The following is a 20,025-nucleotide window of genomic DNA, read 5'->3' as shown; positions in this document are numbered from 1 at the left end:
ATGCTATGCTGATTTTAGGAAAGTTTTTAATTCTTTATAATTTTTTGACTGAATTTTTTGTTGGAGTCGGTAGCCATTTTCACAATATAAGTACCATTAGCGATATTGAGAATGGGGATTCTTATGTTTTGTTGGTCAGAATTTTCAATACTGTATGTTGAAATTAATTGACCCAACAAATTGAAAAGACTCACTGATTTTAAATTCAAGTTTAAGTTCGGATTTTTTATGTTTAAGCTACTGTCATTGTTGGTGAAATAGATGATAGGATTAACTTCCGCAGGGTTGTTAATACTTAATGCTTGTCCTGAAAAGCGCAATGAAAATTGGTTGTTGTATTCCCCAATCGGAAGCGCAATCACAAAATCGCTGTTTCTGATATTGTGGTCAATTCCCGTTACGTTATCGTGTATGTAAATTTCTGTTGATTCAGCAATGTTTTCCAAACCGGCAATTTTTATAGTACTCAGTCCTTCAATAGAGGTTTTTAGTCCAATAGGAATTATTTGATCTGTATTGAAATTAGAAACCGCTTGGATAGTATATTTTCCTTCACTTATGTTCCAATACAAATCATCCGAATGGGCTTCAATTAGTGGCGCATCATAACCAATATCAAAAGAGTTGGTAGCATTTTGATCAACTCCAACTAAAATTTGTCGGTATACTTGATTAGGTGATTCAAAAACCAATCTGATTTTTTGTCTTTCATCGTTTACCGAATCAACATTTTGCGAATCATTTTGATTTCTGAAAAATACGGAGTTGGCAACCGACTCAACTTTAAATGCTCGCTGGCTATTTTTAAAGGTTATTGTTCCTCCGGTAACCGGTGTGCTTAAATTTGGATTATTAGAGCCTAAGTCAGTACTTGGGCCTGTTCCGATAAAGAATCCTTGTGCAACGGGAATATGTCTTTTAGGTGTTTTTGTACCACTGCTTCCGTTATTGGCGGTCAGCGGATCGTTTGATAAAGCTACAACACCACCCATCAAAGTATAAGTCGCATAGCCACCTACATACTGACCCAAAATATGAGTCTGTCCACCAAAATGATCCCAGAAATACAAAGCGCCATTAAAGATATTGCTTGCTGCTCTACCATCTCCGTCTTTGATGTTGTCTTTGATGAATTCATCTGCATCTAAAGCTGATGGGTAAGGATTCCCAACAAGATAAGATTGATTTAAACTAATGTTTAATCCAATGGTTCCATTGTTTGGTTTTCCGGTAAAAACATAATTCTGCTCCACAAAAGCTGATCCGGTTCCGGTTGGGCCTTTCATAGTGAAGCCTTCTGCGGGATTAACGGTTCCGTTTTCTCCAATGTGTTGCCATCCGGCATAAGAAGAACTTAGACTGGTAAATTTATACATCCAGCCGGTACTTAATTTAGCCGGAAATGTCAAGGCACCATCTGCAAAATTAAGATCAGCCCCAAAGCTTAACAAGCTTGGATTGAAAGGGTTGGAAGCTGAATCAGAGCCATCTCTTAAAACGCTGCTAATGGTATAGTTACTGCCGTTATTTGTAACCGGAGAGGACCAATAGTTATAGTGGTAACTGCTTTGCGTTCCTTGTTGGTCTTTTAATATTCTTCCGGTTCCGTTTGATGGATTGGCAGTAGTTCCGTTTTGTACCAATTGGGCTTCACCAGTTAAGCGTAAATCACCACTAAGTAATGATAAATTATTTTCTACAGTCAACTCAAAACCATTAACCACACTAATTCCTCTGGCTGTATTTGAATTGTTGAGAGTTAAATTATAGAACGTTTCGTTGGTTTTGATACCAAGATTGATGGTCTGAATTTGGTTTGCTGTCGAACTATTGAATGTTACTGTTCCGGCTCCGGGTAAAAATGTCCCGCTGTTTTTCCAATCTCTGCTTACATATAAATCTGAATTGGTGGCCATTGTCAAAGAAGCATTATTAGCAATAATTACATCTTGCGCACGGGCAATGTTGCCGTACAATGCTGCAAAGCTTGAGGAGGAAGGATCAATAATTGGCATTCTTACCACTCCGTTAGGAATTTGCGCATTGATAGTTGCCGAAGGCATACCACCGGCCCAATTTTTACAATCAAACCAATCGTTACTAATCATGCCTGTCCACAATCCCGGAGTTCCGTTTAAAACAGTAACCACAGCAGCGCCGGTAATATTGGTTGAATTTGCGGTGCATTTTGAATCACTCAAGGCCGTGATGGTAAAAGTTCTGTTGGTTGTAATCCCATTTACATTGAATACATAGGGATTAGTATTGATGTTATTCACTGTGGTGGTGGTTGAACCATTGCTATACGTAATGCTCCATGGTGCTGAACCGGTTAAGGCAACGCTGAATGTGGCTGGATTTCCCAAACAAATGGTTTGTGAAGGGCCAATGTTAGCGGTAGGTCTTTCATTAACATTAACAGTGATATAAGTAGTTCCCTCAGGACCATAACTGGTACAACCGTTCAAATAGGAAGTTACGGCATAAGTTGTAGTTGTAGTTGGACTCACAGTAGCTGTTGCAGTAGTACTGATAACTTCACCGGTAATAGAGTCAATCCATTGTGTTGTCAAATTGGCTGGTGATTCAGGAATTAAAATATTATCTATGGCCCATGAACTATTAACAGTGCCGTTATATACAAAACGAACTCTTAAATTAGGTTGGCCAATATAATTGCTTAAATCAATACTTTGATTTGGAAAAGCATTGTAAGGACTTCGGATACTTGGTCCGGTAAAAGAAGCAAGTACTACTGTGTAGGTTGTTCCGCCATCCAACGATAATTCAACCGAAACTGAAGCGCCGGCTTGTAAATTAAAAGCATGGTTAAAGCTTAATTCTGCGGTAGTCAAACCATATGTATTAAAAATAGGCGTTTGCATGATTGAGTTATAGCTCCCGTTGGCAATGGCAAATTTACCCATAGAGGTATAATTGATACCAGAGTAAGTCCCACCATTAGTGGCACTCAATCTGAAAGGTCCTTCAGTAGTGTTACTACCACCGGCATTCAAACAGTTTCCACAACCGTCAACTAACCAGTTGTCGGGATTGGCATTACTGAAAGTTCCGCCTTCTGCGATGTAAGAGCTAGTGGCAAATCCACTCTCAGAATACAATACTGACGAGCCACCAACACAAATGGTTTGTGGAGTAGCTGTTACCGGAGTGGGTCTGATATTAGGGATTACATCCACTAAAACCACATAAGAATAAGCCAAATTACAAGTAATGCCGTTTTGAACTACCGCTCTGTAAAATGTGGTTTGCGTTATATTGCTGTATGTTAATGTAGTCGTAGTGTTGGTAATTGGTGTCCAAGTTACCCCGCCGTTTGTTGTTGACTCCCAACGGATAATATTTCCTATGTGACCGCTTAAGTATACGTTTCCGGATCCAAAATGACAAACAGTAGTGGTTCTCACCACAGGCGTTACATTAGGTAAAGAAATTGAAGCTGTTCCGCCAACACTTTGCTCGTTTACCGTTACAGTAGCATAATCAGTGGCTAAATCGCTATTACATCCATTGCTGACAATACAATGATAATCGACAGCAGAGTCTGCGGGTGTAATTAAATTGAAAGTTACAATCGGAGTCGTTACTCCAGAAATGTTTCCGCCATTAACCAAAGCAGTAGCTCCTTTAAACCATTGATAAGACAAGTTGTCTCCGGCAGCAGTAAGTGAAAGAGTAACCAAATTGTTTTCGCAAATTGTTTGACTTACAACAGGTTGTGTTGTTATTGACATTGATTGCGGAACCACTATACTATTTGTTGTATTGGAACAAGTAGTTGTGTCATCTGTAAAAGTAAAAGTTACATTTCCATAGTTTATGGCGGTTACCAAACCGCTATTGTCTATTGTTGCAATAGAGGTATCATTGCTTGCCCAGTTTCCGCCTGTGCTTGGAGAGAGTTGTATTGTACTTCCGATACAAATGCTGCTTGGAGCAGTAATTATAGGTGATGCATTAACAGTTACCGTAGTTGTAGCCGAATTGGAACAGCCATTACCATCAGTAAAGGAGTAAGTTATCATTGCGTTTCCATTTGTTAAACCGCTTACATTTCCAAAACCGTTAATCGTAGCAATAGAAGGTGAAGCAGAACTCCAACTTCCGCCAGATGTAGTATTTGAAAGCGTAGCTGTTCCACCTGCACAAAGGATTGTAGTTCCCGTTATGGCATTTACTGTAGGAAGCGGATTAATCGTAAAGCTTGTCGAGCTTGTTGCGGTACCTTGTGGAGTTGTTAAAGAAATCGTTCCTGAAGTAGCTCCGGTTGGCAAGGTTGCGGTCACTTGAGTGTTGCTGTTTTGAACAAAAGTGGCTGAGGTACCGTCAAAACTCACAGCATTAGTACCTGCGATATAATTTCCGGTTATTATTATAGATGCATTAGATCCTTCACAAGCACTCGAAGAGAAGAATCCAATAGTTGTATAATGAATTGTAATTTTAAGGTAGTCCACTGTAGCAGTTAAGCTATTGTTGGCGTTTACCGAAATCACTGCGCCGAAATTAGTAGCATTGATATCAGCCGGTGTCCAAGTTGTACCCCAAGTGTCAGTTGAAGAGCCATAAGTTGCTACAGAAAAAATAGTGCCGTATGCTGTAGTTACAGCTTTGTTGTTTCCGGTTATTACGCCATTTTTTACTAAGCTCACAAAATTGTCTTTGGTAATTCTTCCGGCATTGGTGGCACTTGTTCTTCTATTAACTGTTAATACAATACCATTAATGATGGCATTGTTTGGTATTGAAAAGCCATAATTGCTTCCAATAAGATTGTCAGTGTTAGCGGCGACTGCAAAAACAGCAGTTGTATAATTAGCGTCGGCAGTATTTGTTATGTTTCCTGGTGTTGTCCAATCTACATTGGCTCCAGCAACAAAAGTACCATTACTTGGATTGTTTGGTCCGCTAGTTTGGGCCGATGAGGATGCACTTGCTAAAAGTAAAAGCGCAGCTAGAAGTAGGATGTATTTTTTTGATAAAAATAATTCTAGCAATAAATTAATTTCTGTTTGCATGTAGTTTTTTTTCATAGGGCGATGAATTTTAAACTCCGTTAATACTTTTACAAATTTAAAGTGGGCATCACCAGATGATTACATTCTTAGTTATACTGCCTCAAAAATCGATAAACGGCATTTTTTTTGTTTTTTAGGTAGCTTTTTTGGGGTTAATTGGAAATGGTTTTTATGTAAATCATTTAAAAACAGCAGTTTACGATTTGAAAAAGCATGCATTTCAACGATAGTTTTTCACCGTTCACAGATTGTTTTTATTTGAGAAATCAAGGATTCTTGTAAATAAAAGCCGATTTATTTGTGATTTTTAGGGCTAAATTCAGTACAATTCAATAGAAGGAAATACTATAAATTGTCTATATTTGTTTTTCACTAAACCAAGATAAGTTTGATGAAATTTTTTTTAAAAATCATACTTCTGTTTCCGCTGATCATTTCCGCTCAATCTGATTTTGAAAGAGGTGAAAAGTTGTTTTTACAAGCCAAATATGTTTTGGCAAAACCAATTTTTGAGGATGTTATCAAGGAGAATCCAAACGACTTAAAAGTATTGGAATACTTGGGCGATATTGAAGGCGCCAATAAATCATGGGACAAAGCCATGAACTATTATGATAAATTGAGAAAACTCAAACCGGCAGAAGCCAATTACCATTACAAATATGGCGGATGTCTTGGGATGAAAGCCAAAGAATCCAATAAATTCAAAGCCTTGGGAATGATTGATGATATCAAAGCGTCTTTTGAAAAGGCCATTCAACTCAATGCTAATCATATCGAAGCACGTTGGGCTTTAATCGAATTATACCTTGAATTGCCGGGAATTGTTGGAGGAAGTGAGCGAAAAGCACAGAAATATGCCGGAGAATTGTTCAAAATTTCTCCTGTTGACGGTTACTTGGCCAAAGGTCGTATAGCTGAATATTTTGAGCGATACAATGAAGCAGAGAGAAATTATGCCAGAGCCATTGCCGTAGGCGGTTCTAAAACGACCTATCAAAAATTAGCCAATTTGTATAAAAACAAAATGAATCAACCTGAGAAGGCCAAATTGTTGATGCAAGCCTATCAAGAAAAAAACAAACCATAGTAATGCGAACACATTTCATAGCCATTGGCGGTGCAGCCATGCACAATTTAGCTTTGGCCCTACACCATAAAGGATACCAAGTAACCGGAAGCGATGATGCCATCTTTGAACCGTCTAAGTCAAGATTAGAAAAGAAAGGATTATTACCTGTTGAAATGGGTTGGTTTCCAGGAAAAATTACTTCCGATATTGAAGCAGTTATACTTGGAATGCATGCCAAAGCAGATAATCCGGAGTTGTTGAAAGCTCAAGAACTTGGGCTTAAAATCTACTCATATCCCGAATTTTTATACGAACAATCCAAAAATAAAACCCGTGTAGTCATTGGCGGTTCTCACGGAAAAACCACCATTACTTCTATGATTTTGCATGTGATGCATTTTCACAATATTGAAGTCGACTACATGGTAGGTGCACAATTGGAAGGTTTTGATACTATGGTGCATCTCACACACGACAATGATTTTATCGTTTTAGAAGGCGATGAATATTTGTCATCACCAATCGACAGAAGACCAAAGTTTCATTTGTACCAGCCCAATATTGCTTTACTTTCCGGAATTGCTTGGGATCATATCAATGTGTTTCCAACCTTTGAAAACTATGTGGAACAATTTGAAATTTTTGTCAGCCAAATTACCAAAGGCGGTATTTTAGTCTATAATGAAGAAGATGCAACCGTTAAAAAAGTAGCCGAAGAAAGCACCAATACCATTCGAAGATTGCCTTATCAAACACCAAGTTATTCGGTAAAAGACGGCACAACTTTATTAGACACACCCGAAGGTCCAATGCCAATTGAAGTTTTCGGTGCACACAATCTCAACAATTTGGCCGGCGCCAAATGGATTTGCCAAAATATGGGTGTCGATGAAGCCGATTTCTATGAAGCCATTGCGAGTTTCAAAGGCGCTTCCAAACGTTTGGAAAAAATAGCCGAAGGCAAAGGCAAAGTGGCCTACAAAGATTTCGCACATTCACCAAGCAAAGTATCGGCAACCACTAAAGCCGTTAAAGCTCAATATCCGGATAGAAAATTAGTGGCGTGTTTGGAATTGCACACCTATAGTAGTTTGAACGCTGAGTTCCTAAAAGAATATGAAGGTGCATTGGATGCCGCTGATGTAGCGGTCGTTTTTTATTCACCAGATGCAGTAAAAATCAAACAATTGGAGGAAGTAACTTATGACCAAATCGCGCAATCTTTCAAACGAGATGACTTGATTATTTACACGAATCCGACCGAGTTCAAAGACTTTTTGTTCTCTTATGATTTGAATAATTCCGCTTTGCTGTTAATGAGTTCAGGAAATTATGGTGGATTGAACTTTGATGAGGTGAAAGGCTTGATTGAGTAGTCTTCAAATTACTTCTCATATTTGAAATGCCCAACAATCTCATAACTAAAAAGACAATCTTCTAAAACCTGTCCGCCACCAACATTATGCACTATCATCGGATTACCGTCCGGTGATTTTTTATGGGTTATGATGCCAATGTGCGGCAATTTACCGTTAATCATCCATGTTACTATTTCCCCGGTTTTGTAATCTTTGGCTTTTTGGGTAACGGCTAACTTTTGTCCTTTTCTGGTAAAGAAAACTTCTAAATTGGGTACTCTTCTGTGGTCGATGTTGGTATCGGGTTTTTTTAATCCCCATTTTTTAAGATTGGGATATTTTGAGAAATTGGTTTTCAAATCTTCATGAACTTCTTTTTGCAAATCAATGCCTACTTTTCGATAGGCTCGAATCACAACATCAGTACAAACACCGGTTTTGGCTGGAACATCGCCATTGGGGTATTTTATTGAAACATAGTTTGGCGTATAAATGATACTCGGGTCAACAATAGAAATGGCAGCTGCTGATAATTGCTCTTGAAATGAATTAGGGTTTGTTTCCACAACATTATTCTCATTGCTTTTTTGTGCGCAAGTCAAAAATGTAAGTAAAATTAGCGATAAATAAAAAGTTTTCATAATTTTATGGTTTGAATAACTAACGATAAATCTTTCATTTTAGTATTTTGCCTTGGAACAAAATTTTTCCATAAAACATTGGTCAGAAGACGATAAACCACGCGAAAAGCTGATGCTGAAAGGCAAAGCAGTTTTAAGCGATGCTGAACTAATCGCGATTCTCATTGGTTCAGGAAGCAGGAATGAAAGCGCCGTTTCTTTGAGCAAAAGAATCTTGGCCAGTGTCAATAATAACTTGAACGCTTTAGGAAAAATGTCTTTAAAACAATTAATGGAATTCAAAGGAATAGGAGAGGCAAAGGCTGTTACTATTGCGGCTGCTTTAGAATTAGGGCGAAGACGAAGAACCGAAGAAACTACTGTTTTAGACAAAATCACTTCAAGCAAAGCCGTTTTTGAAATCATGCAGCCTATTATAGGTGAGTTACCTCATGAAGAGTTTTGGGTGTTGTATTTGAACAATTCCAACAAAGTCATTTACAAAGCGCAATTGTCCAAAGGCGGCATTACCGGAACCGTGGTGGATGTTCGTTTAATCTTCAAAATGGCTTTAGAACACAATGCTACGGCTATTATTTTATCCCACAATCATCCTTCGGGTAAATTAATGGCCAGTGATGCCGACAAAGAAATTACTAAAAAGCTTAAATTTGCCGGAGAGCAACTCGATATCAAAGTGCTCGACCATGTTATTATCACAGAAAAAAGTTATTTGAGCTTTCAGGACGAAGGCCTATTTTAAAATGAAACACATCACCGATATTTTTTTTGACTTAGATCACACACTTTGGGATTTCGACCGCAATTCGGTCTTGGCTTTTGATAAAATATTCAAAGTGCATCATCCAACTCTAAATACAACCAAATTTATAGAAGTTTACGCGCCCATCAACCAAGCTTGCTGGAAGTTGTACCAAGTGGATAAAATTACCCATGAAGAACTGCGTTATCAGCGGTTGAAACAATCGTTTGATGCTTTAAACTATTCTATTTCGGATGAAGCTATTGATCAAATCGCCCATGATTACATCGCTTTTTTACCCGAAAACAACCAACTGTTTGAAGGAGCCATTGAAGTTTTAGATTATTTGTTGCCCAAGTACAATCTGCACATCATCACCAATGGTTTTGCCGAAGTTCAGTACAAAAAAATCAACAATTCAGGTTTGGGAAGTTATTTTAAAACGGTAACCAATTCAGAAATGGCCGGCGTTAAAAAACCACATCGAAACATATTTGAATTTGCCTTATCTTTGGCTAAAACCAACAAAGAAAATGCCATCATGATTGGTGATTGTATCGATGCGGATGTCAGAGGTGCTATTGATTTCGGAATGAAGGCGATTTTGTTTGACGAGAAAAACAACCATAATATACCTGAGGTGCAGACCATAAATCGTTTAGTAGAATTAAAAAATATATTGTAACATGAAAAAAATAATGCTGTGTTTGATTTTGTTGATGTCTCTTGCGTCTTCTGCACAAAGTGTGAATGATTATCAGTTTGTAATAGTACCCAAAAGATTTGATTCTTTTAAAGAAGACGACAAGCATGGTTTAAATACCTCAGTGAAATTATTACTTCAAAAATATGGTTTCAAAGCCTATTTTAGTGATGATTCTTTTTTTGATACAAATGTTGGCAACCGTTGTGATTTTTTAACCGCCGATTTAATCAATGAAAGTGGATTGTTTGTAACCAAAATAAGAATTGCTTTAAAAGATTGCAAAGGCAATGTAGTTTACCAAACTGAAATCGGAAGCAGTAGAGAAAAGCAATATTCTATCGCATACAGTCAGGCCTTAAGAGCCGCAGCCAAATCATTTGAAACCCTGAATTATAAGTACAACGGTTCAGTGGCTGTTGAACCGGCAGCCGAACCAAAACCGGTTGTTAAAGTAATCGATTCAAAAATCGATACCGTTCCGGTTACTACCAATGAAGTTTTCTTTTTTGCACAACCAACCGCCAATGGCTATCAAGTGATAGACAATGAGCCCAAAGTCATTATGCGTTTGTATAACACTTCCCAAAAAAATGTTTTTATGGCCGATAAAAATGGGGTGAATGGAACCGTTTTAATCAAAGAAGGCAAATGGGTTTTTGAATACTATGATAACGGCAAACTAGTTTCAGAACCGATTAACCTGAAATTCTAATAACCGTATTTATCTTTCCAGCGATTCTTTAAAAATGTCCGCATTTCGTTCTCACGGGCATTGTTTCCGGGTTTGTAGAAATTCGTGTTTTTAATCTCATCGGGCAAGTATTCCTGTTCCGAAAAGTTATTGGCGTAATTATGCGAATATTGGTATTCTTCGCCATAACCTAATTCTTTCATCAATTTGGTAGGTGCATTGCGCAAGTGAATCGGTACCGATAAATCTCTGGTTTGTTTGACCAAAGCCTGTGCTTCGCCAATGGCCATATAACTTGCATTGCTTTTGGGTGAAGTGGCCAAATAAATCGCACACTGGCTTAGCAAAATTCTGCTCTCTGGATAGCCAATAGTCGAAACGGCTTGAAAAGTATTGTTGGCCATGATAAATGCCGTCGGATTGGCATTACCGATATCTTCACTTGACAAAATCAACATGCGTCGGGCAATAAATTTGACATCTTCGCCACCTTCAATCATTCGGGCTAACCAATAAACCGCACCATTGGGATCGCTCCCGCGGATAGATTTGATAAAAGCCGAAACAATATCATAATGTTGCTCGCCGGTTTTATCGTAAAGCACCGTATTTTGTTGTACCAATTCTAAAACTTTGTCGTTGGTAATCGTAATTTGACCTTCAGGGCTGGCGTTTACGACCAATTCAAAAATATTTAATAGCTTGCGTCCGTCACCGCCCGAAAGGCGCAATAACGCTTCGGTTTCCTTTAATTTTATTTTTTTGGCAGAAATGATTTGGTCTTCTTTCATCGCTCGGTGAAGCAAAGCCAGCAAATCTTCTTTGGAAAACGGATTTAGAATATATACCTGACAACGTGACAACAAAGCCGGAATCACTTCAAAACTCGGATTTTCAGTCGTGGCGCCGATTAAGGTTACCCAACCTTTTTCGACTGCCGCCAAAAGTGAATCTTGTTGCGATTTGCTAAAACGGTGAATCTCATCGATAAATAAAATCGGGTTTTTAGCCGTAAACAAACCACCACTGGTTTTGGCTTTTTCAATCACGTCGCGGATGTCTTTTACACCGCTGTTAATCGCACTCAATTCATAGAACGGGCGATGGCTTTGTTTGGCTATGATTTGGGCCAATGTCGTTTTTCCCGTTCCCGGAGAACCCCAAAAAATCATCGACGGAATGACACCACGCGCAATTTGTTGTGTTAGCGAACCATTGTCGCCAACCAAATGCAATTGGCTGATGTAATCCTCTAAACGTTGCGGTCTGATGCGTTCGGCAAGTGGTGCTTCCATGCTGTAAATTTATGTTATTTTTTTGATTGTCACATTGAGCTTGTCGAAATGTTGGAGCCAATCGCTTGGGCGTTTTTTAAATCATTTTCCCGCTTTCCGTTTCAATCTTTTCTGTTTTGTCACCCTGAGCGCAGTCGAAGGGCTTTTATTTAAAAACAGAAAAGTATTTTCACTTCAATCGGGGCTAAATACAAACGGTTGGCTTCTTTTAAATTTTTCTAACTGACAAATTAGCATTACTTTTAATTTGGCTGCGTTTTTGACAAGAATCTACAGTTAAATTGAAACCATGAACGATTATCATCATTTTAAATTTTCACCTTCTGTTTGGTTGGTTCCTTCTTTATTGTTGGGCTTTATATGGGTTGTTTTTCTGTTTGAAAACATGACCAATATTGATTTGACTACTCACGGCATTTTGCCTCGAAACTTTTCGGGTTTGCAGGGCGTGATTTTCAGTCCGTTTTTGCATGGAGATTTGAATCACATTGCCAATAATACCATTCCCTTATTTGTGCTGACTACAGCGCTTATTTATTTTTACCGGTCAATCTCTTTAAAAGTTTTGTTTTACGGTGTTTTGTTGTCGGGGATGATTACTTGGGTAATTGGTCGCAATTCTTTTCACATAGGCGCGAGCAGTTTGATTTATGTGTTGGTTTCCTTTATTTTTTTCAAAGGATTAATGTCGCAGTATTTCCGTTTGATGGCTTTGTCTTTGGCTGTTGTGATGTTTTATGGCGGAATGATTTGGTATGTTTTTCCGCAGATTGATCACAAAATATCTTGGGAAGGGCATTTGGCGGGTTTGATTACCGGGTTTTTATTTGCCAAATGGTTCAAGACGCCCGATTATAACAAAACCATACAGTATGAATGGGAGAAGCCCGATTTCAATCCGGAAGAGGATAGCTTTATGAAGCATTTTGATGAAAACGGAAATTTTGTCAATACCCCAAAACCTGAGGAAGAAGCGCCTGAGGAGCGCACATCGTTTCTTAATTATTTTTATACTTATAAGGAAGATAAAGAGGATAACAAATCTGCGGAATAGTTGGCTTTTTAGCCCCGATTGCAGCGGCACCTGCCGGCCTGTAGGCCGGCGGAGTAGAGCGTAAAGCGGGAATAGGGATTGCCGATATATCCCAAGCCTTTCGCTCCCGGCTTTAATACTTCGACTTCGTTCAGAAAGTCAAGCTAAGTCTGACAAATTATTTATTGACGTTGGCGAACGGTTTCATAAAGAAACGCTCCACAAGCCACGGAAACATTCAAAGAACCAATAGTTCCGAACATGGGTAATTTGGCTTTTTCATCTACGATTTTCAACACAGACGGGTTGATGCCGCGGTCTTCGCTTCCCATGATGATGGCTACGGGTTGGTTTAAGTCGATGTTGTAAATACTGTCCTCAGTTTTCTCAGTTGCCGCTACGGTTTTGATGCCGCTGCCTTGCAGATAAAATATGGCGTCTTTAATGTGGTCTACTTTGCAAATAGGCACGTTGAAAACGGCTCCGGCTGAAGTTTTTACCGTGTCACCGTTTACTGGTGCAGAACCTGTTTTTTGAACGATGATTCCATCAACGCCTGTGCATTCTGCGGTTCTGATGATGGCTCCGAAGTTACGGGCATCACTGAGTTGGTCCAGAATTAAGAATAAAGGTGTTTTACCACTTTCTACAACACTGTCGACTAGTGTTTCCAATTTCACGAAGGTGATAGGAGCAATGGTGGCAACCGCACCTTGGTGGTTGTTGGCGGTTAAACGGTTAAGTTTTTCTACGGGAACATAGGAGAAGTTGACGCTGTTTTTTTTCATCACTTTCATCAATTCCTGCATCAATTCGCTTTGGGCATCGCTTTGTATAAATACTTTGTCGATTTCTTTTCCTGCGTTGATGGCTTCTATAATAGCTCTGATTCCGAAGATTTGGTTTTCTTTTTCCATGGCGCAAAGATATAAAAAAACCACCAGTGAAAACTGGTGGTTTTAAGAGTTTTGAACTTTACCGTTTTATGGTTGTAAAGTCAAGTTTGGCCAATTGGTACCATCTGTTCTAGTCAGAGTGGTATCACCGAATTCGCCGTAATCATTTTCCCAGTGGAATGACATGTTAGCGCCATTAATCACTAGGTTAGAGAAGGTAAATACTTCATTATACTGGTCAACACCATCGTAGGCTATTTCGTCACAAGAGTCAACTAATTGTACTCCTGTAGCAATATTTCCAGGGCCGTATAAACCGATCCAACCACCAAAAGAAGCGTCAGAGATGTTGTATACTCCGGCACCGGCAGCTGTGAAAGTTACAGTTCCAGTAACAGGTCCGGCAACAAAACCACCTCCCGGTTCCCCGATGTTAGTAGTAGTGTAGCTGTAAGTTCCTGCTAAGTCAGAATAGCAATCAATAATTGAAAAAGTCAATTCTTGAGAAGCTATAGAGGCATTAGAAGTGTTAGCATTGCTAATACGAAGTGTAAATGTTTCAGTCTCTTCGTCTTCATCATCAGTTAAGATTTTAATTTCTCCAGAAGCAGAAGTAGAGTAAGCAGGGATTACGATTTCATGATCGTATTCGAAGTCATGATCGTCAGCATCACCTGCAATTTGTAAAACAGATACGTGAATATCAACAGGTTGAGGATTGTCTAAAGTGATGGTATAAGTGTATACTCCTTGATCTCCCTCACGAACTGTTTGCGAATTTGTTAAAGGACTGACTAAGTTGATAGTACCTACAACATTTTCATTGACTATTAAATTACTATAGCCTGTTGCATCGCCTGAATCATCACATGCTACAAAAAGCATGGGTGATAAAAGCAAGGCAAAACCAAATTTATAATTAAATATTTTTTTCATAATAGTGATTTAATATTATTCAACAATTTTTTCTAAAACTTGATAGAAAACTCTTGGACCTACTGCGCCAGAGGTTGTGTAATAACCAAAAGACATTACCAATCTGTCTTTTCCATCAACATCATCTCTAATGACATAATTGGAATTTCCGCAGTATACCGGTGCCATATCGGCTGGATTGGTTTGACAAGTGATAAATGGCTGTCCATTTCCGGATTGTGGTGTTCCATCAGGAGTGTTTTCTGGATAACCAATGACATCATTTTCATCAATTGTAAAATAATATTCGTTTCCGCTAAATGCAGCAGCACCAAAATATTCTACAACTCTATAGGTAGTAGAGTTTACAGATTCAATAGTAGTTGAAGCTGGCCAGTTGGCTGTTGAATAGGTCAAAACACCTAGTCTGTAGTATTCAGCATTTATACATCTGTAATTACCGGCAAATCTTGTTCCGACAGCTACTTTTGTAGTACTACGGTTTAAAGCTTCATTACCACTTGATGTTTTTGATACATAACTAAGAGTCCAATAGTCACCGATTTCTAAATCTGAATCAGAAGTTGGTAAGGGTTGACCATTTACAACAATTCCTTGAGTAAGTTCGTTATAAGTAAAGTTAAAAGTGATATTTTCCATTTGGTCAACATTTGGAAAAGGTACATTTTTAAGGAATACTTTATTAGAAGTTACCCCATCAACAGAGGTAAACTGTTTGTAGATATCTACAGATTCTACTTGAACGTCACCTTGAAATGCTCTAAGACCTGCGGAGTATTCAAAGTCATCACCATTACCTACAACATAGGCTACTAAGTTGTTTTGAACGTTTAATAGACCGCCTTCGTTGTTATTACCGGTAAGAAGGTCATTATCATCCTCTTCGCATGACACAACACCTAATGATGCTATTGCCATAAATAAATAAATAAATTTTTTCATAGTTTTTTTATTAATTCATCCACCAAACTTTTGAAAGCATTGTATCACCGTTGTCTAGTAAAGCTACGGCTGCTTGATAGTTTGTTTGATTAAAGTTTTGTGAATCAGTTGAATAATAGAATCTTTTTGGTATCACACTAATTTGTGCATCTACTACGGGAGATAAAGCCGGTTGTCCTGTTCTTCTCCACTCGGTCCAAGCTTCTATGCCTTGGCCATATAGTGCAAACCACATTTGTAAACCTATTTTTTCTTTCCCTCCAACAACTGTAGTGAAATCTAATGAAGGTTGCGACAAATAAGTTGTGATTTGTGAGGCAGAAACACCGTTGAAATTCATATTAGCTGCAATTCCGTTTCTGTAGTGATTATCAGCTGCTGCTACACCGCCGGAAATAATTCCTGTTAAAGCAGCTTCTGCTAAATAAAACTCAACTTGTGCATACGACAATAATACACCCGGTAAGTTTGGAGACAAATAATCTACTCCCGGAGAAGAGAAACCATTGTAGTTTCCAGGATTTTCAACGCCAGGGACATTACCAACATAAGCACCTACATCGTTTACTTGAGCAAACTTGCTAAGTCTAGGGTCACTTAATTGGTTTAATTTATCTACTAAAACAGAACTTACTTTATATTCTGCTCTGTTACCAAATACAATAGTTTCGTAAATTGGGTTCGCATCCGGTTGTGCAGAAGTGTAAGCCAATTGAGCAGAATCAGCGTTTGAAGACATCAAAAGCCCTGAATTAACAAGTGCATTTACCTGAGCAGATACATCTCTTTTACCGGAGATTCTCATTAAGGCTTTCAATTTAAGTGAAGCACCAAATTTTCTCCATTTAGCAACGTCGCCTTGGTAGATAAAGTCAGCTGTTGTGGTAAAATCACCGGTTCCAGAAGCAAATAATGTTTCTGCTTCATCCAGTAAATCTAAAATTCCATCGTATACAACTTCTTCAGTATCGTGTACTGGTTTAGTAATACCAGGAACTACAGCTTCATGGAAAGGTACAGGACCAAAAACATCAGTTAAGATTTGGAAATTATTGGCCTCTAACACCAAGCTAATAGCTTGTAAATTAGTGTTCCCACTTTCTCCAGCTAATTCATAAGCAGCCTTGCATTCTGCAATAGCGCTTGCGTAAAGATTAGTCCAAACCGAATTCATAACCGCTCTTCTCGGAGTGTATCTTTCTTCGGAATTGTATTGAACTTTTGACCATTGTTGTGCCCAGCAAATACCCATATCACCTCCAATTTGTGCGTTGTACAAAGTGTTTTGAGTTGTAATCATTGCTGATGATAGCAATAGATTAGGGTCTGTTGTCTGAGAGTTATTTGGAGAGGTGTTGATCTCTTCAAAATTATTATCGCAACTCCATAAAACGAAGGTTGCCATAATTAAAGAAAATATTTTTTTCATAACTTTTTTTTAGAATTTAATGTTAATGTTAAACCCATAAGTTCTTGCAGATGGTAATTGACCAAATTCTTGACCTTGTTCGCCATTAGCACTACTGAAACCTGTTTCAGGATCAATGTGAGGTACTTTTTTGTATAGAATAGCTAAATTTCTACCTACTACAGATACTCTGAAATCTTGAATAAACGTACCGTTTAACCATTTTTTAGGTAATGAATACCCAAAGATAATTTGTCTTAATTTTACGTAGCTGGCATCGAATACACCACTTTCTGTAAAATTAGAATAATCGTAAGCAAATTGGTTGAATGTTTTTGCGTCAACAACTACGTTGTTAGGAACATAACCTCCGTTTCCGTCAGCTATAACACCATTTCCAATAACCCCAGTTTCTCTACCGATAAGAGATTCTTCCAAGGTTCCGGCATATCTACCCCACATGTAGGTCATTGAGAATATTTCTCCGCCCATTTTTGCGTCTAATAGTGTGCTTAAATCAAAGTTTTTGTATTTGAAAGTGAAGTTTGCACCACCAGTCCAATCAGGGGTAATGTTTCCAAGGACAACTTTTTCGGTATTGTTTACTTGAGGCAAACCATTTTCGTAAACGATTTGACCGGCATCATTTCTCAAGAAAGGATAACCAACAATTGAACCATAAGCTTCACCAACTCTGGCTTGTAGCTCCATGTCCCATTGTCCGCCTAAAACATAAGCATCAGTTATACCTAAACTAACTACTTCATTTTTGTTTTTAGCAAAGTTTAAATCCACATCAAATGAAAAATCACCTTTTTTCAATACAGTAGCACCTAATTGTAACTCAATACCTTTGTTGTTCATTTCTCCTGCATTTTCCCAAGATGAAGTAAATCCTGAAGCAGCATCAATCTGTAAAGGCAAAATCAAATCTTTACTGGTTTGATTATAATAAGTTGCACTAAAACGAACTCTGTTGTTGAAGGCATTCAAGTCTAAACCAAACTCAACTCCTGTTGTGCTTTCCGGTTTAAGATTTGGATTCCATTGGGTATTTGGAACTGATGATACAGTACCAAAGTTGTTATTGGCAAGGGCAAATGTTCTGTTCAAGCTATATGGCTCTAATGGACCAATACCTCCAACTTTTGACCAACCCCCTCTAAATTTAGCATAGCTAACTTTACTGCTTGTAAATCCAAATATTTCAGATAATACTAATGAACCTGAAACAGCAGGATAGAAGAATGAGTTGTTTTTAGCCGGTAAAACACTAGCCCAGTCATTTCTACCTGAAAAATCAAGGAAAGCATAACCTTTATAAGCCAATTGTCCAAAACCTAAAACACTATTAATTCTTTGTTCTGTATAATCGCTATCAATGTTAGGAGTTGTTCCTGCTTTTACATTTGAAAGCGTGAACAATCCCGGTAATTCTAATCCTCCCGATAACTCTCCTAATTGTCTTGTGCTGATTCTTTTCATGGTGTTCATACCAGCATTAAGAGTCATAGATAAATCATTGGTTATGTTTCTTTGGTAATTAAGAATTGCTTCTGCGTTAATCTCAGAATATCTTCTGGAAATTTCAGCATAGTAACCATCTATATTTTCATTAGACCCTTTTTCGTTTCTTAACGTTTCTCTTTGAGAGTATTGGTCTAACATTAATTTACCATTGATGGATAAATTATCAGTGAATTTGTAATTCAAGAAAGTATTACCTGTAATTCTGTCTTGATCAAAAGTGTTGATATTTGTTTCCAAATGCCAGTAAGGGTTATTTTGGAAATTGGTATTCCAACTTATTGGAGTTCCGGCGGCCGGAGTGTTTGCACCTGCTAATGGGAAATTTCTCCAATCTTTTAAGTCAGTAAACTGAACGTTACGGGCAGACCAAATGAATTGTTGCACTACGTTTTGACTTGAATACCCTACAACCGGTAAGTTATCACTTTTGTTGTTGAAGTAAGTCATGCTGATACCAGCCGTTAGTTTTTTTCCTAAAGTCATGTTTCCATTGAATCCAACATTGAATTTTTTGAACTCAGTAAAAGGAATCATCCCTTTTTCATCACTATTTCCGATTGATAATCTGAAGTTAGAGTTTTCACCTCCGCTAATGATTGAAATATTGTTGGATTGCGCCACACCTGTTTCGTAAAAATCTTTTACGTTATCTGGATGTGAAACCCAAGGAGTTGGTAATCCTCCATTTTTAAAGGAATCCCATTGTACAAAAGACAAACCTCTGTCCAATGCAGGCCCCCAGCTTTCGTCAACACCATCATTGTAACCACCACCGGCACCGTCTACGAACTCAAAGTAATCCGAGGTAGCACCTTGACCGTATGAGTTTTGGAAATTTGGTAATGCTAATGGATTAGAGAAAGTAGTATTTGAGTTGAAAGACACTTCAAATTTGTCTTTTTTCTTTCCGGATTTTGTGGTTATCAATATAACCCCTTTACTTGCGCGAATACCATACAATGCCGCAGCAGTTGGTCCTTTTAGCACCGTTACCGACTCAATGTCGTCCGGATTGATACTGGCAGCGCCATTTGGTAAATCTCTACCACCGCCGGATCCTGAGTTACCATAGCTGGTATTGTCAAAAGGAACACCGTCAATTACAAATAAAGCTTCATTGCTACCCGTAATGGTTGAATTACCTCTCAAAACAATTCTTGAAGAGGAACCAACTGCTCCAGATGAGTTTGTAACATTGACCCCGGCAACTTTTCCGGATAATGCATTAACTAAATTTGACTCTCGGGCTTCAGTTAAGGCGCCACCTTTAACAGATTGCGCGGAATAGGTCACTGCTTTTTCGGATTTTTTAACACCCAAAGCAGTTACTACTACTCCTTCTAACTCAACAGCATCGTCTTTCATGTTTACATTAATTGTAGTTGAAGAAGCCAAGATTTCTTGGGATTTCATGCCTACATAATTAAAAATTAACGTTTGAGTCGGAGAGGCACTGATGGAGAACTTACCATCAAAGTCGGTTTGTGTGCCTAATTTAGTTCCTTTAACAAGAACATTAACTCCCGGAATTGGTAAACCGCTATTGTCTGTAACAACACCAGTAACAATCCTTTCTTGCGCAAAAGAGATTTGCACCAACAACGCTATAAAAAGCGTCAAGAATCCATTTAACTTTGTTTTCATTATTTAATTTGGTTATAATTAGTGACCCAAAAGTCTTAAAAAAATCTTAAAAATCCTAATTAAATATTAAATTTTAATGTTAAAGTTTTAAA

The 20,025-nt window shown here is 38.2% G+C and carries 14 protein-coding genes; 6 read left to right on the top strand and 8 right to left on the bottom strand.

Annotated features, from left to right (window positions below; all coding sequences use genetic code 11):
* Positions 1-26: 26 nt before the first annotated feature.
* Entirely contained in the window at positions 27-5,054 is a 5,028-nt protein-coding gene (locus tag HA632_RS02700; RefSeq protein WP_176305684.1) for an Ig-like domain-containing protein, read from the bottom strand.
* Positions 5,055-5,430: 376 nt separating this feature from the next.
* Here HA632_RS02700 and HA632_RS02695 point away from each other — a divergent pair, with 376 nt between their 5' ends.
* Both HA632_RS02695 and murC read left to right on the top strand, forming a co-directional pair.
* Entirely contained in the window at positions 5,431-6,129 is a 699-nt protein-coding gene (locus tag HA632_RS02695; RefSeq protein WP_176305683.1) for a lipopolysaccharide assembly protein LapB, read from the top strand.
* Between the two features lie 2 nt (positions 6,130-6,131).
* Positions 6,132-7,487 (top strand): UDP-N-acetylmuramate--L-alanine ligase, encoded by a 1,356-nt coding sequence (murC, locus tag HA632_RS02690; protein WP_176305682.1) that lies wholly within the window; start codon positions 6,132-6,134, stop codon positions 7,485-7,487.
* 8 nt (positions 7,488-7,495) lie between these two features.
* On the opposite strand, the gene HA632_RS02685 is transcribed toward murC, so the two are convergent.
* Complete coding sequence (locus tag HA632_RS02685; protein ID WP_176305681.1) at positions 7,496-8,110, bottom strand: DUF1287 domain-containing protein; 615 nt, start codon at positions 8,108-8,110, stop codon at positions 7,496-7,498.
* 52 nt (positions 8,111-8,162) lie between these two features.
* Between HA632_RS02685 and radC the strand changes: the two genes are divergently transcribed.
* Genes radC through HA632_RS02670 form a run of 3 tightly spaced genes read left to right on the top strand, consistent with a single transcriptional unit; the run spans position 8,163 to position 10,270 of the window.
* Entirely contained in the window at positions 8,163-8,852 is a 690-nt protein-coding gene (gene radC / locus HA632_RS02680; RefSeq protein WP_176305680.1) for a DNA repair protein RadC, read from the top strand.
* Between the two features lies 1 nt (position 8,853).
* Positions 8,854-9,537: a YjjG family noncanonical pyrimidine nucleotidase gene (locus HA632_RS02675; RefSeq protein WP_176305679.1), complete on the top strand. Its 684-nt coding sequence runs from the start codon at positions 8,854-8,856 to the stop codon at positions 9,535-9,537.
* 1 nt (position 9,538) lies between these two features.
* A complete protein-coding gene (locus HA632_RS02670) occupies positions 9,539-10,270 on the top strand; it encodes a hypothetical protein (RefSeq protein ID WP_176305678.1) in 732 nt (243 codons plus the stop codon).
* Here the strand turns inward: HA632_RS02670 and HA632_RS02665 are convergent.
* Positions 10,267-11,544 carry a replication-associated recombination protein A gene (locus tag HA632_RS02665; RefSeq protein ID WP_176305677.1) on the bottom strand — a complete coding sequence of 426 codons (1,278 nt, stop codon included), beginning with the start codon at positions 11,542-11,544 and terminating at the stop codon, positions 10,267-10,269. The genes HA632_RS02670 and HA632_RS02665 overlap by 4 nt on opposite strands.
* 289 nt (positions 11,545-11,833) lie before the next feature.
* Between HA632_RS02665 and HA632_RS02660 the strand changes: the two genes are divergently transcribed.
* Entirely contained in the window at positions 11,834-12,598 is a 765-nt protein-coding gene (locus HA632_RS02660; protein WP_176305676.1) for a rhomboid family intramembrane serine protease, read from the top strand.
* Positions 12,599-12,759: 161 nt separating this feature from the next.
* On the opposite strand, the gene rlmB is transcribed toward HA632_RS02660, so the two are convergent.
* The 5 genes from rlmB to HA632_RS02635 form a co-directional block, all read right to left on the bottom strand.
* Positions 12,760-13,494 (bottom strand): 23S rRNA (guanosine(2251)-2'-O)-methyltransferase RlmB, encoded by a 735-nt coding sequence (gene rlmB / locus HA632_RS02655; protein ID WP_176305675.1) that lies wholly within the window; start codon positions 13,492-13,494, stop codon positions 12,760-12,762.
* Positions 13,495-13,560: 66 nt separating this feature from the next.
* Positions 13,561-14,409: a hypothetical protein gene (locus HA632_RS02650; protein WP_176305674.1), complete on the bottom strand. Its 849-nt coding sequence runs from the start codon at positions 14,407-14,409 to the stop codon at positions 13,561-13,563.
* Positions 14,410-14,424: 15 nt separating this feature from the next.
* Positions 14,425-15,327, bottom strand: coding sequence for a hypothetical protein (locus tag HA632_RS02645; RefSeq protein WP_176305673.1), 903 nt, complete (start codon positions 15,325-15,327; stop codon positions 14,425-14,427).
* 34 nt (positions 15,328-15,361) lie between these two features.
* Positions 15,362-16,780, bottom strand: coding sequence for a SusD/RagB family nutrient-binding outer membrane lipoprotein (locus tag HA632_RS02640; protein WP_176305672.1), 1,419 nt, complete (start codon positions 16,778-16,780; stop codon positions 15,362-15,364).
* A 9-nt stretch (positions 16,781-16,789) separates the two neighbouring features.
* The gene (locus HA632_RS02635; RefSeq protein WP_176305671.1) at positions 16,790-19,933 is read right to left on the bottom strand and encodes a SusC/RagA family TonB-linked outer membrane protein; all 3,144 of its coding nucleotides are present in this window, start codon (positions 19,931-19,933) and stop codon (positions 16,790-16,792) included.
* Positions 19,934-20,025: the final 92 nt, after the last annotated feature.

The sequence above is a fragment of the Flavobacterium sp. J49 genome (assembly GCF_011742145.1).
Taxonomy (GTDB): domain Bacteria; phylum Bacteroidota; class Bacteroidia; order Flavobacteriales; family Flavobacteriaceae; genus Flavobacterium.
Note: the sequence above shows the minus strand (reverse complement) of the source record. Positions and strands in the feature narration are given on the sequence as shown.

Bases quoted from the DNA above. Each gene is read 5' to 3' on its own strand.
- murC (WP_176305682.1), top strand. From the start codon at position 6,132: ATGCGAACACATTTCATAGCCATTGGCGGTGCAGCCATGCACAATTTA.
- HA632_RS02640 (WP_176305672.1), bottom strand. From the start codon at position 16,780: ATGAAAAAAATATTTTCTTTAATTATGGCAACCTTCGTTTTATGGAGT.
- HA632_RS02665 (WP_176305677.1), bottom strand. From the start codon at position 11,544: ATGGAAGCACCACTTGCCGAACGCATCAGACCGCAACGTTTAGAGGAT.
- HA632_RS02635 (WP_176305671.1), bottom strand. From the start codon at position 19,933: ATGAAAACAAAGTTAAATGGATTCTTGACGCTTTTTATAGCGTTGTTG.
- HA632_RS02670 (WP_176305678.1), top strand. From the start codon at position 9,539: ATGAAAAAAATAATGCTGTGTTTGATTTTGTTGATGTCTCTTGCGTCT.
- HA632_RS02660 (WP_176305676.1), top strand. From the start codon at position 11,834: ATGAACGATTATCATCATTTTAAATTTTCACCTTCTGTTTGGTTGGTT.
- rlmB (WP_176305675.1), bottom strand. From the start codon at position 13,494: ATGGAAAAAGAAAACCAAATCTTCGGAATCAGAGCTATTATAGAAGCC.
- HA632_RS02645 (WP_176305673.1), bottom strand. From the start codon at position 15,327: ATGGCAATAGCATCATTAGGTGTTGTGTCATGCGAAGAGGATGATAAT.
- HA632_RS02695 (WP_176305683.1), top strand. From the start codon at position 5,431: ATGAAATTTTTTTTAAAAATCATACTTCTGTTTCCGCTGATCATTTCC.
- HA632_RS02700 (WP_176305684.1), bottom strand. From the start codon at position 5,054: ATGAAAAAAAACTACATGCAAACAGAAATTAATTTATTGCTAGAATTA.
- HA632_RS02675 (WP_176305679.1), top strand. From the start codon at position 8,854: ATGAAACACATCACCGATATTTTTTTTGACTTAGATCACACACTTTGG.
- HA632_RS02685 (WP_176305681.1), bottom strand. From the start codon at position 8,110: ATGAAAACTTTTTATTTATCGCTAATTTTACTTACATTTTTGACTTGC.
- HA632_RS02650 (WP_176305674.1), bottom strand. From the start codon at position 14,409: ATGAAAAAAATATTTAATTATAAATTTGGTTTTGCCTTGCTTTTATCA.